12 protein-coding genes are annotated in these 12861 nt (G+C 54.7%); 8 read left to right on the top strand and 4 right to left on the bottom strand.

What is annotated here, in order from left to right; genetic code table 11:
• Positions 1–7 precede the first annotated feature (7 nt).
• From AC1EJ1_RS07210 to AC1EJ1_RS07200, 3 genes are read right to left on the bottom strand one after another with little or no spacing between them, the layout of a single operon-like run.
• Positions 8–958: a carbohydrate ABC transporter permease gene (locus AC1EJ1_RS07210; RefSeq protein ID WP_070725063.1), complete on the bottom strand. Its 951-nt coding sequence runs from the start codon at positions 956–958 to the stop codon at positions 8–10.
• Entirely contained in the window at positions 955–1839 is an 885-nt protein-coding gene (locus AC1EJ1_RS07205) for a carbohydrate ABC transporter permease (protein ID WP_058236285.1), read from the bottom strand. The genes AC1EJ1_RS07210 and AC1EJ1_RS07205 overlap by 4 nt, the downstream gene beginning before the upstream one ends.
• Before the next feature lie 8 nt (positions 1840–1847).
• Positions 1848–3197, bottom strand: coding sequence for an ABC transporter substrate-binding protein (locus AC1EJ1_RS07200; protein WP_285014377.1), 1350 nt, complete (start codon positions 3195–3197; stop codon positions 1848–1850).
• Between the two features lie 185 nt (positions 3198–3382).
• Here AC1EJ1_RS07200 and AC1EJ1_RS07195 point away from each other — a divergent pair, with 185 nt between their 5' ends.
• The 5 genes from AC1EJ1_RS07195 to AC1EJ1_RS07175 all read left to right on the top strand — a co-directional run bounded on the left by AC1EJ1_RS07195 (position 3383) and on the right by AC1EJ1_RS07175 (position 8826).
• The gene (locus AC1EJ1_RS07195; RefSeq protein ID WP_480295599.1) at positions 3383–4426 is read left to right on the top strand and encodes a LacI family DNA-binding transcriptional regulator; all 1044 of its coding nucleotides are present in this window, start codon (positions 3383–3385) and stop codon (positions 4424–4426) included.
• Between the two features lie 52 nt (positions 4427–4478).
• Positions 4479–6419, top strand: a complete 1941-nt coding sequence (locus AC1EJ1_RS07190) for a glycoside hydrolase family 2 protein (protein ID WP_480295598.1) — start codon at positions 4479–4481, stop codon at positions 6417–6419.
• Positions 6420–6757: 338 nt separating this feature from the next.
• Complete coding sequence (gene mobA / locus AC1EJ1_RS07185; RefSeq protein ID WP_285014380.1) at positions 6758–7390, top strand: molybdenum cofactor guanylyltransferase; 633 nt, start codon at positions 6758–6760, stop codon at positions 7388–7390.
• A 95-nt stretch (positions 7391–7485) separates the two neighbouring features.
• Positions 7486–8568, top strand: a complete 1083-nt coding sequence (gene moaA / locus AC1EJ1_RS07180) for a GTP 3',8-cyclase MoaA (RefSeq protein ID WP_480295597.1) — start codon at positions 7486–7488, stop codon at positions 8566–8568.
• A complete protein-coding gene (locus AC1EJ1_RS07175) occupies positions 8569–8826 on the top strand; it encodes a MoaD/ThiS family protein (protein WP_058236289.1) in 258 nt (85 codons plus the stop codon).
• A 149-nt stretch (positions 8827–8975) separates the two neighbouring features.
• Here the strand turns inward: AC1EJ1_RS07175 and AC1EJ1_RS07170 are convergent, their stop codons facing one another.
• Complete coding sequence (locus AC1EJ1_RS07170) at positions 8976–9956, bottom strand: molybdenum cofactor biosynthesis protein MoaE (RefSeq protein ID WP_285014383.1); 981 nt, start codon at positions 9954–9956, stop codon at positions 8976–8978.
• 163 nt (positions 9957–10119) lie between these two features.
• On the opposite strand from AC1EJ1_RS07170, the gene AC1EJ1_RS07165 reads away from it, so the two are divergent.
• Genes AC1EJ1_RS07165 through moaC form a run of 3 tightly spaced genes read left to right on the top strand, consistent with a single transcriptional unit; the run spans position 10120 to position 12765 of the window.
• On the top strand, positions 10120–10929 hold the full coding sequence (locus AC1EJ1_RS07165) for a HesA/MoeB/ThiF family protein (protein ID WP_285014710.1): 810 nt from the start codon (positions 10120–10122) through the stop codon (positions 10927–10929).
• Positions 10930–10978: 49 nt separating this feature from the next.
• Positions 10979–12280, top strand: coding sequence for a molybdopterin molybdotransferase MoeA (locus AC1EJ1_RS07160; RefSeq protein ID WP_285014385.1), 1302 nt, complete (start codon positions 10979–10981; stop codon positions 12278–12280).
• Positions 12277–12765 carry a cyclic pyranopterin monophosphate synthase MoaC gene (gene moaC, locus AC1EJ1_RS07155; RefSeq protein WP_058236293.1) on the top strand — a complete coding sequence of 163 codons (489 nt, stop codon included), beginning with the start codon at positions 12277–12279 and terminating at the stop codon, positions 12763–12765. Before AC1EJ1_RS07160 ends, moaC begins: the two co-directional genes overlap by 4 nt.
• The last annotated feature ends 96 nt before the right edge of the window (positions 12766–12861 follow it).

The raw sequence follows: 12861 nt of genomic DNA, 5'->3' as shown, positions 1-12861 counted from the left end.
TTCGTTCCTATTGCCCGCCCATTCCTGTTGTTGCGAATCCTTTGACAATCTGACGTTGGAAAATCATAAATACGATGACAAGAGGCAAGGCGCCTATGACAGCACTAGCCATCCCCTGAGCGTATTGCACGCCATAGGCGTTCTTGACAGTACCCAGACCAACGGGGATCGTCATGAGGTCAGGCGAGTTCGTAATGATAAATGGCCAAAGGAAATTGTTCCAGCATCCAATAAAAACAAAGATGGCCACGGCTACAACAATCGAGCGAGATAGCGGAAGAACCACAGAAGTGAGAATCTTGAAGTTCGAGGCACCATCTAGACGGGCAGCTTCCTCTAGCTCTACGGGCAGCTGATCGAAGAAGTTCTTCATCACGATAACCATTAACGGTGCCACCACTTGTGGCAACGCAACACCTGCCAAGGTGTCTGACAGTCGCATAAACCTCATCTGTTCGAATAGCGGAACAATGAGGATCTGTGGCGGAACCATGATCGCAGCAACTGTCAACGCGAAGAATATCTTTCTACCCGGAAAGTCATGACGAGAAAACACGTACGCTGCTGGAACAGAAACAAGAAGCGTAATGAGGGTGACGGCTGCAGAAACGATGAAGGAATTCCACAACCATAATGGAATATCACCTGCTTTAAACACCGCTATGTAGTTTTCAAAAGTCCATCCTTGCGAAGGCCAGAACTGAAGGGGCGCCGCAGAGGCATCGGTTTCCTTTTTGAAAGACATCTGAAGCGCAAAAAGAATTGGTATGGCCCATGCCAAAGCGGCAATTGCTAGTGCTGCAAAAGCAGAAATTTGCGCTGCCGCAGAGTTTCCCAGTGTTAAGGAGCGCGCCTTAGAGTTTTCAGAAGACTTAACCAAGCGGGGAGAACGACGCGTCGATGACGTCTGAGATAAATCGTTCATACCAATTTTGTTAGCAGTTTGGGTAGTGCTCATCGTTGCTCCTCTGGTTTGTGATTAACGATGGTGATTTGAATGATTGACACAAGCACGATCAGAGCAAAGAAAACATAAGAAACAGCTGAAGCGTACCCGACGCGGTATCCGCTGAAGCCGACATCATATATGTACTGAATAATCGAACGTGTCGCACCATCTGGTCCACCAGCGGTCATCAGGAAAATCTGATCGAAGACTTTAAGCGATGCAAGAATCTGCAATAGGACGATCATGATTGTTGTCGACTTCATAAGTGGCAGTGTCACTGAGATCAAACGTCTCCATGATCCAGCGCCGTCAACTTGCGCTGCTTCGTAGATTTGATCGGGTATGTTTTGCAGTGCTGACAGGTATAGGAGGAAATTGAATCCTATGGTCCACCACACGGTCGTAAGGGCAATTGACCACATTGCCACTTGTTTGTCGCTGAGCCAGCCGATTTGATCAATTCCCAGATGCTGTAAAAGCCCGTTGATAAATCCAAAGTCATTTGCATACATCACTCCCCACATCGCGGTAACGACAGATACCGGCAGGAGGTACGGAGCGAAGAATGTGAGTCTCCAGAGCCATTGGCCAGGTAAACCTGTGACAACGAGGTAAGCGAGGATGAAGGAGAGCATCACCAGAGGGATGGTCGAAATGAGGGTGAAAAAGATAGTATTGCCAAGGCTGGACCACATTTCGGCGCTTGTGAGGGTCTCAATATAATTCTGAAGACCTACGAACTTAACGTTTCGTGAGGCTAGCGATTGGTTCGTGAAGCTCATCCAAATTCCCCAGATAATAGGAGTAATCAGGAAAAGAGTAAATACGACCATATACGGAAGTGCGAACCAAACTGTTCCGCGGGAAGCTAGTTTTGATTGTGTTTTCATGACGATCTTTACTCGGTTGGATTAGGTTGCTGGGCAATTGACGATGCGGTCTCAAGCATTTGCTCGATTACTCGTTTTGGCTCGGTGGTGCCTCGGAATCCTTCAATCAGGTGTTGGCACATGCGATTTTGGAAGTCAGTTCCTGCCCCGGCATACCAGACAGGTGGATCAAAGATCACGGTCTGTGCTGCATCTGCATATTGATTTTGCAGCTCTAGTTTCTGATAGTCCGGCTTTTCCTGAGAAGGCAGATATCCAGGAATGTGGCCGGCTTTGCCCCAGCGGTCGCCCAACTTCAGCATTGCTGCAACGAATTCATAGGTCTTTTGGCGAAGATCGTCAGTCATGCGGCGATTAGTCGGCAAAACGTAGGTATGCGAGTCGGCGTAGTTGGCAGGTTGACCAAACATAGTGGGAGTCGGTGAGGCTGCAAGCGCAGGTAGGTTTTCAATGAATCCGTTTAACTCCCAAACCCCGGAGAAAATCAGAGCATTCCTGCCTCCGTTAAAAGCAGATAAAGCTCCGCCATAGTCTTGGTCTTTTGCCATGCACTTGCCGTCCATCCACATGTGAACGGCCTCAACTACTTGGGCCGCTTTGTCAATGTCCAGCTGTGCCCGCTGTCCGGCAGAAAAATCATATCCACCACCGGTTTGGTTATAAAGTCCCCAGAAAAGACGCCATGCTTGCGCAGTGTCGAGTTGGAAACCGAACGCCACGCCCGGGCCACCGATAACCTCACCCAGTTTGACGCCGACTTCATAAAAGGCCTCGGCTGAATCGACCTCGAGTCGTCCATCGGAGCCGAGCACACCGGCCTTGTCTGCGACATCCTGGTCGTAGAAAGTAATAAAGGGATGGGTGTCGAGAGGAATAGCGAACTGCTTGTCTTCGTATGTTCCTGCGCCAAATAGCGCATCAGTAAAGTACTCCGGACTTACGTCAAATTCTTGAAACAGCTTCATGTCCCACGGCTCAATAAGGCCTCCAGGTGCGAAACCAGGCATGCGTGAAACGTGCATGATCGCAGTGCTAGGTGGTGCGCCAGAAGCTGATGCCATCGCCAACTTGGTGTAATAAGGGTTTCCCCAGCTGAGGGTAGTGGGAGCAACGAATAGGCCAGGATGTTCTTGGACGATTGACTCGATCATCGCGCGCGTATTCGCGCCATCCGCTCCGCTGAACAAGTCCCACACGCTCACCGTTACTGTCTGCGATGCTGAAGACGAGCAACCAGAAAGACCGGATGTTAAGCCGAGTGCACTAAGACCCAAACCGAACAAGCCTAAAGCGGAACCCTTTATAAAAGAGCGCCGTGAGATTCCACTGCTAGAAAGCATATTGTCCTGATCATCCACGACCAAACATGCCACCTTCCTGATCAACGTTGATTGGCGGAAAAAGCTGCAATGGGATTGCAGATTGAATTCTCACGTGAGAGTATGGCACTTGACTGCAGTGAGGTCAAATGAAACAGCAGCGAGGAGAGTCTGAATGTCGCTCATTGATGAGCGCCTAGAGAACCAGGAGTACCTGCCCTAAAGTGAAAAGAGCAACCATCAAAGACGTGGCAGCGCGCGCAGGTGTGTCGTGGAAAACGGTATCGAATGTCATGCACGGAAGACCATGCGTCAGCCCTGACACCAAAGATCGGGTAATGGCCGCAGTGAAAGATCTCAACTACATTCCGAATTTTTCCGCGCGCGATATTAGAGGTCATGCCACCAGAAGAATAGGGCTTGTAATACCACATTTGACTAACCCATATTTCGCAAGGTTGGCAGAAAAGTTTCATATCATTGCAAATCAAGCAGATTATACTATAGAAATTGAATTGAGTGGACAACATGGTGAAATAGAGCGTCGCTATGTATTAGGCCAATTATCACGATCAATAGATGCCTTGATTATTTCTCCAACTTTACCCGATACGACGAAGCGTCTAGTAAAACGAGATGATATGCCGGTTGTTCTTCTAGGCGAAGCAGTTACCGATCGTGGGGCAATGCATCACGTATCGATTGACAACGTGGCTAGTGCTGCTGAACTGACAAGGCATCTAATCGGAAAGAACACGCAGAGAGTTGTTTTCTTAGGGGCTCAACATGGTGCGTCGTCCACCGGATCTGAACGCCTCATAGGCGTCGCCGCCGAGTTGGACAAAGCGCAGATTTCTCCTGATAGGAGGTTGTTCGTCTCCAGTGCGAAATGGAGTCGCGAAGAGGGATATCGGTTGACAAAACAATTGATCCAGTCCGAAAAATCCCTGGGGAAAGTCGGAGATGTCGTTATTGGAGGAAATGATCTTCTTGCCTTGGGTGCTATGGATGCATTTCGTGAACAAGGCATTCGGGTCGGTGAGACAGTGCGTGTAGCCGGGTGGGACAATATTCCAGAGAGTGAAAGCTCGTTGCCCTCACTTACTACTATTTCTCCTGATTTGGACTCCCTTGCACGTCTTGCATTGTTTCTGGCAGTTGGTGATGACCGATTTCTGGAGAGGGCAAGTTATAGCACGGTTACTACTGTGGGGCCTGGCATTTCTTTTGTGGTTCAACATGAAATGATCATTAGAGAATCATCGTGAGATAGCTAAAGAATTTCACAATTTGCCGATTGAAATATGAGAGGAATTTGAAATGGTGAATGAGCAGGCTGAGAAAAAAACATCTCTGGATGACGTGCGTGAAAGAGCAAGAAAATTGGCCGCACTTCTAGATGGGCCCGCAGATAAGGAGAGTGGGTCATGTAAGCCTGAACACCCTAGACCTCAGTTTGCTCGGAAGAATTGGGTCAATCTCAATGGTCAATGGGAATTTGAGGTTGACCCTGGAGACTCTGGCCGTGAGCGGGGTTTGCTGGATCGGCAGTTAGCTGATTCTATCGAAGTCCCATTTGCGCCTGAGTCGAAAATGTCGGGAATTGAAAACACTGATTTCTTGAACGCGGTCTGGTATAGAAAAACGCTGACAGTTCCATCCGAATGGAAAGACGATGATATCCGACCGGTTTTGCATTTCGGAGCGGTCGATCACGATACGACGGTTTGGGTTAACGGAGTCGAGGTGGCACGGCATCGGGGCGGCTTTACACCATTCGACGCAGACTTGGATGGTGTGGTTGGTGCTGGTGAAGAGGCGACTGTTGTTGTTCGAGCTCGCGACTTACGCGGCATGCCTCAGGCTCGCGGAAAGCAGGCTACGTGGTATGACTCGACACACTGCCAATACACGCGTACGACAGGAATTTGGCAGACTGTTTGGCTGGAAGGCGTCCCGCGGGAGCATATTAAGTCAGTTAAGGTGTTTCCGAATATGGGAACGCAGAGCTTTGAAGTGACAGCTTCGGTTTCGAGGAGCGTATGTGATGGTCAACTGAAGGTCGTTGTGAGTGAACCTGAGGGAGACTTTGTCGCGTCGGCCCACGTAGCAGTTGGAAAGGATCTATCTCCAAAAGTCGTAGTGGAGATTCCTGCTGAAAAAGTTCGTATATGGGGACCGGGAGATCCAGAACTATACCGACTGACGATACTGCTGGCAAACGAGGACGGATCGATCAGGGATGAAATTTCGTCCTATTGCGGTCTTCGTTCTATCTCAATTAAGGGCAACGAGTTCCGGATAAATGGGAAGAAGATTTTCCAGAGACTGGTCCTGGACCAGGGATATTGGCCAGATTCCTTGATGACTGCACCGAGTGATGATGCAATTGTCGAAGATATTCAACTGGCTCTTTCTGCCGGGTTTAACGGTGCGCGGCTTCATCAAAAGGTTTTCGAAGAGCGCATGATGTTTTGGACCGATATGTACGGCTATCTTCTCTGGGGAGAATTCGGAGACTGGGGAGTTTCTGGTCGAGGACCTCTTGGATACAATCAGGAGCCTACTGCGTCGTTCATTACGCAATGGATTGAAACACTTAACCGGGATATTTCACACCCAAGTATCATCGGATGGTGCCCATTAAATGAGACGCACCAAGTGCTGCATGACCACATCACAGTGCTGGATGATGTCACGCAGGGAATGTACTGGGCCACAAAGCTGGCAGATCCGACTCGCCCCGTGCTTGATGCATCCGGGTATTCGCATAGAGTCCGCGGCGCAGATATCTATGATTCGCATTCTTATGAGCAAGATCCTGCAGCGTTTAAACGTGAACAAGCAGGTTTGAAAGACGGAAAACCGTATGTCAATCGAGTGGTCTTGGAAGACAATACGATGCCCTTTGCAGATGGGCGTTTTTCGATTGATTACGACGGCCAGCCCTTCTTCGTGTCGGAATTTGGCGGCATCTGGTGGAATGAGGAAGAGGCAAGAAATCGACGAGGAAACAACGATCAAGCTGAATCGTGGGGCTACGGAGATAGGGTGAACAGTCTGGAGGAGTTTTACGAACGATTCGAGGGATTAGTACAAGTTCTCAGCTGCGACAGCAACATGTTTGGGTACTGCTACACCCAGCTGACAGATGTTTTCCAAGAGAAAAACGGAATCGTCAATTTCGATCGCACGCCCAAATTCGATCATGAAAAGTTGCGTGCCATTCAAGAAAGAACGGCAGCATATGAAAAAGAGTGAGGCCACCGGAACCTTTGAGGTTATAGGACATTTTCTGTTGCTTTTGAGTTCCACGCGTTGTGGTGGGCGTATCGGGGGACGATCAGTGCCCTGTACTGGAGTGTCCTAGATTTCGCTCTGCTCCTTATGGGGATGCCTGGATGGTGGCACGGCGCTGAGTACATTTTCATGATTGGACGGTGTCCATCTTCGGATTGGTCAGATGACACGCGACCAAGGAGTTTTCCCGGATTGGCCCTCAGCCGGGAAGGTAACATGAACGTGACAGTTCGCAACCCAAAGCCACTACTGAGCCTGCCCGCATGTCCACTGCGCATGGCCAACAAGGGGAGCCCGACATGAGCATGCATCATCTTGCAGGCGTTCTCGTGCTGGCAGGCGGAACCGCAGCCCGCATGGGTGGAGTGTCCAAACCGGACGTGATGGTCGCGGGAAAGAGGCTTCTCGATCATGCGCTTGCCGAAATCAGCCGCACCGCCCCTCGCGCACGCATCGTCGTCGTGGCGCCCCCCGAAGTGTCAGTGCCGCCCAGCGTCATTCGCATACTCGAGGATCCGCCTTTTGGCGGGCCGCTGGCCGGTTATGCTGCGGGATTCCATGCGCTCACGATTGACGAGGGCGCCCTCGTGGCATTCATGACGTGTGATGCACCACTGTCGGCGCGATTAATCCCGGCGCTGCTAGAAGCGTTCGAAGCAGAATCATGCGACGGTGCAGTACCGGTTCAGCACACGCCAGAAGGCGACATTCTGCAACTCACCCAGGGAATCTATCGATCCGAATTCCTGCAAGATGTCATGCGCGATCACGTGCGCAATAAGTCCTTGCGGCGAGCGTTTTCAGATGCGCATCTTGTCGGCGTACCGGATCAGTCGCAATGCGGGTTTGACGTGGACACGTGGGAAGAAGTCGCAACGCTCGAAGAATACCTGCTTTCCGATGACGGGCGGGAGGCACGGTCTGATCTTTGATGCCGAGCAGACTGCCTTAGTTGTGCGCAAAGAGTTCGCTGATCTGCGCTGCTAAACTAGGCTCCTTACACTAGGTGCATTGCGGAGGAGGTTTCTTGAGCATCGCATTGAATATGCCACTGATGCAGGCACGTCTTGATCCGGCAAAGCGCCCGGATGTTCCCGTGTTACTCGATCAGTTTGGGCGAGTCGCCAGAGATCTACGCATCTCGGTAACTGACAGGTGTAATTTGCGATGCCAGTACTGCATGCCTGCAGAAGGTGTGGAGTTTTCTTCCCCTGACCGAATCCTCACAGATGATGAAATCAAACGGATGATCCATATTGGCGTTCAGCAGTGCGGAATAGAAAAAATACGCTTCACCGGCGGCGAGCCATTGATGCGCCGCAGCCTGGAAGAACTTGTGTCATACGCGGCGAGTTTGTGTACCTGGAAAGGGACGCGGCCAGATCTATCCATGACGACCAATGGTCTGGGCCTGACGCACCGAGCTGAAGCGCTGGCGCGCGCCGGCCTTCAGCGAGTCAACATTTCAATGGATTCGGCGACTCGCCAGGGCTATCGCATGATGACCCGACGGGACCGATTCGATGATGCGGTTCAGGGAGCTGCTGCGGCTGCCCAGGCCGGCCTTCGTCCAGTCAAGTTGAACGCGCTGCTGATGCCGGGTGTGAACGAGGATCAGGCGCCAGAGCTGCTTCGGCACGCGCTGCGTAACGGATACGAACTGCGTTTTATCGAATTCATGCCTCTTGGACCGCGCGGATCGTGGAAATGCGAAGATATGATCACTCGCGACAACATTCTGGACACATTGCGCCCACACTTTGATTTGGCTCATCGGTCCGATCGGGAACGAGGAGCCTCCCCGGCAGAAGAGTGGGATGTGATGTCAGGTGCCGATCACCCAGGCGGCAGATTCGGCATCATTGCGTCAGTGACACGACCTTTCTGTGGCGAATGTGACCGCACACGCCTGACCGCAGATGGGAATATCCGAACCTGTCTTTTTGCCCGCTCAGAAACTGATGTGCGCACGATGATGCGCACAGGCGCCACCGACGAGGACATCGCGCAGACGTGGCGACTTGCCATGTGGGGTAAACAACCGAGTCACGGGATCAATGACCCAGACTTCTTGAAACCGCGCCGCCCCATGAGCGCGATCGGAGGATAAATGACTCGAGCTCACGTCACGTACTTCGCTGGTGCAGCAGAAGCAGCTGGCACGCGCACCGAAACTGTTGACGTGCCGCAGTCAATAGACGCGGCCGAATTGCGGGCCTGCTTAGCCGTAGGAAAGTCAGCGCATTTTGCAGACCTCGTCGGGGTGTGTGCTCTGATTATCGACGGCCAGACCATCAGCGAGGCGGAGCGTTGTCAGCTCGGAGACAACATTCAGATCGAAGTGCTGCCACCATTTGCCGGCGGATAATTCTGACTCCGCGCCACGGGCGCAGCTGTTGGCACACGCACGCCGTCAGGATTCCGGTAGCTCAAGACTTCGCGCCACGTGCGCAGCTGTTGGATAGAGCGAGGACGGGACCTGTGCGTCACGCGCGCAGCCTTCGCACCCTACGTTCCCTATGCGCTGCCTGTCCACTCGTGTGAGCCGTCGACAAACTCCTGCTTTTTCCACACCGGCAACTCGGCTTTGACCTGTTCAACCGTACTTTCCAGCAGGGCGAACGCCTCGCGCCGGTGCGCCGCCGACGCCGCAGCCGCAAACGCCACGTCACCCACCTCAAGGTGACCGTAGCGATGCTGAATCGCCAGCTTGATCGCACCTGACCCGTGCGCACATCTTCGGGCAATCCGTTCAATCACCATGCCGGCATCGGGATGCGCTTCATAGTCAATCGACACAACGCCCTTGCCGTCATCATGGTTGCGCACCCGGCCATCAAAAAGAACCACGGCACCAGCTTGAGAATCGCGCACCGCTTCCTGCAACGCTGTCACATCGATAGGCTGATCCGTGACTTCTGCGATCACAACGCGCGCATCTGAACCGTCGCTGACCCCGCGGCTCTGGATCGCATGGGTGGCACGCTGATGAGCCGACTGGCCGATCTGCTCGGCGGGCGCCGTGTGGTCAGCGTCAGCAAGTTGCTCGGTGATGTGTGAGATCAGCGGACCGACTACGGCCACAGCATCGCGCACTCCGTCCGTTGACCCAGGAGCGTTGACAACGAAAGCGCGCCGCCCCTCACACTCGATGACGCCTGACACCCCGCGTGACAACGCGGCAGCTGGAACCTCCGGATTGGAACGCAAAGCCGCCTCGATGCCCTCGGCCCGCTTCGACAACAGTGGCATGGTCGCCTCGGGAGTGACGTCACGCGTGGAAAAGCCTGTGCCGCCCGTGGTGAACACGATGTTGGCTCCGCCGGCAACAGCATCCCTGATCGCGGCGGTAATTGCGTCAGCGTCGTCAGGGACGATCACCACACCGCTGACTTGCGCATATTCGCTCAGCAGTTTCTGTGCGAGCGGCCCGGAACGGTCGGTTCGCACTCCGGCCGCAGACCTGTCAGATATCGTGACCACCGCAACATGAGGCATGAAGGCAATCATACTCACGCGCCTCGAAGAGGCCAACAACCCGTCCGTCGGGCACCGCCGCTCCGCGTTTTCTTACGCGCATGTCCGAGGGCGACTGGTCTGACATGGTAAGCGTTGCAGCGCCAGCTCATCAGCAATTCGACTCGCGTACAGTAGGTGGGTGATGATCACACCGCTTGGACGAGCCGGCACGGCACTGACCGACGAACAACGCGAACGCTATGCGCGCCCGATGTTGCTCGACGGCATGGGAGAAGAAGGCCAGCGCCGACTGCTGGGCACGTCGGTTTTGGTGATCGGGGCCGGAGGGCTCGGCTCGCCGGTGCTGATGTATCTGGCAGGTGCCGGCATTGGTCACATCGGCATCGTGGATTCCGATGTACTGGATACGTCGAATCTGCATCGCCAGGTCATTCACTCCATGAGCGAGCTCGGACAAGCGAAAACAGACAGTGCAGCGCGACGGATCGCTGATCTCAATCCGGACGTGGACGTGACGTGTTACCACCTGCGTCTGACGGCTGAAAATGTTGATGACCTGTTCGAGCCATTCGACATCATTGTTGACGCCACGGACAATTTCGCCACCCGTTACCTCATCGACGCGGCGGCCACACGCTTGGGTAAACCTGAAGTGTGGGGATCCGTGCTGGGAGCTGCCGGGCAAGTCTCAACTTTCTGGAGCGGTCCTGCTGCGCGTACAGCGGGCGTACCCGTCGAGGTTCGCCTCACTGACCTGTATGCGTGCGCGCCGCGAGAAGACGTGGTCGCAGAGGGAGCGAGCTCGCCTGTCATCGGTCCGATCACCGGGATGGTCGGATCTCTTATGGTAGGAGAGGTGACTAAACTTGCCGCCGGATACGGGCAGCTCCTGCTGGGGCGTGTCGCGTTCATCGACACAGCTGCGGGGCAGCTACGGGACATGACATTTAAGCGGCGGACTTCAACGCGCATCTCCGGTCACCCGGAGTAAGCCTGAAATGCCGTAAGGAACCGCACGCGCAGAGGAAAGGAACAAGCAGATGAAAGACGTTGCCGATCATTATCGCGACGTGATGGCCTTGGGCGCGCCTCTTCCGGAAAGTACTGTTCCCATCGACGAAGCTCTGGGGCGAGTTCTGGTTGAGGACATCCGCGCACGCTTCGCCGTCCCACCGTTCACAAACTCCGCGATGGACGGTTTTGCCGTGCGTGCTGACGAGGTACGCGAGGGCCACGCACTGCGTGTCTCAGACGATATTCCCGCCGGCCGCACTGATATTCCAGTTCTTCCCGCGGGCTGCGCCATACGCATCATGACAGGTGCGCCGATGCCGGAGGGCGCCGACGCCGTGATCCCGGTTGAAAACACACAGAACCCCGGAGCCAATATGGCGCCAGATCCGCCCGCCCGGATTGTTCCAACCGCGACAGTTCCTGCAGGCGCAAATGTGCGCAGACGCGGTGAGGACATCAACGAGGGCGACCTGCTCTATCCTTCAGGAACGCACCTGACCGCAGCTCACCTGTCCGCCCTCGTCTCTGTGGGATACGGGCAGGTGGCGGTACGTTCACAGGTGCGTGTCGGAGTGATCACGACGGGGGAGGAGCTGCGCGAGGCTGGAGCTGACCTTGCCCTCGGACAGATCCCGGACTCCAACTCAATCCTGTTGGCAGGCATGGTCCGTGAAGCCGGTGCGGTGCCGTTGGTCCGCGCATTCCACGCCGATACAGTGGAAGATTTCATGAGGGATCTGCAGGATATCCTCGACCAGGTTGACCTGCTCATCACGGCAGGCGGCGTTTCGGCCGGCGCGTTTGACGTGGTCAAAGCCGCTTTGCGGGCATACGGCGTGGAGTTCGTGAAGGTGGGGATGCAGCCGGGTAAACCCCAGGGATGTGGTGTGCTCGAGCCTGCGGGTCATCCCGCGCGCCGCATCCCGATTCTGTGCCTGCCTGGCAATCCCGTCAGTGTTTTCGTCTCCTGGCACCTGTTTGCCGTGCCGTTGATGCGCGCGCTCGCCGGTGAGCCTCCCGTCGATTTTGATGCACTGTTTACCACGGTTCGTGCAGGTACCGGTTGGTCACGCAAACCTGGCCGCGTACAGTTCCTGCCGGTCACTGCCCGCGAGCGGGAGGTGATGATTGGGGATAGCAACAGGGACGAGCGTGGCACTGTCACACCTGATGGCGTGCTGATCCACCCGTCCAGCCACGGCGGCTCGAAGTCTCATTTTGTGGCCTCCCTTGCCGGTGCAACCGGTCTGGCGCGCGTGCCGGCTGAACGTGCGAAGGTGGAGGCTGGCGATCTGGTTGATGTGATGTGGTTAGGGAGGGCGCGATGAAACTGACGCATCTGAATGAAGACGGCAGTGCTTTCATGGTGGACGTCACCGCCAAGAAGCCAACCGTTCGAGAAGCAACAGCTATTGGCGAGGTTGAGTGCTCACCGAAGATCATGCAGACGCTGCGCGACGGAACCGTCCCCAAGGGCGATGTGCTGGCAGTGGCGCGCATTGCGGGAATCGCGGCGGCAAAGAAGGTGCCTGACTTGCTGCCGTTGGCTCATGTCATCGGCGTGCACGGCTGCGAAGTGGATCTTGAACTGGGCGCGGACCGGGTGCTGATTCGCGCAACGGTCCGAACTGCAGATCGCACGGGAGTGGAGATGGAGGCGCTTACCGCTGTTTCGGTGGCCGCATTGGCGATTATTGACATGGTGAAAGGCGTTGATCGTTCAGCCAGAATCACCAACTGCCAGATCATCCACAAGGCAGGCGGGCGGTCGGGCGACTGGTATCGCCCCGGATTTGAGCCTGACGCTGGCTGAACGATAGTCGCTGGGTCGTGCGACAGGCAGCTAGCCGCTGACCCGACGGACGTTCAAGCAATGGCCGGACGCCAGTTGGCTGGGTATTGGAGGGCC

This window comes from Pauljensenia sp. C0170B4 (genome assembly GCF_056590235.1).
Note: the sequence above shows the minus strand (reverse complement) of the source record. Positions and strands in the feature narration are given on the sequence as shown.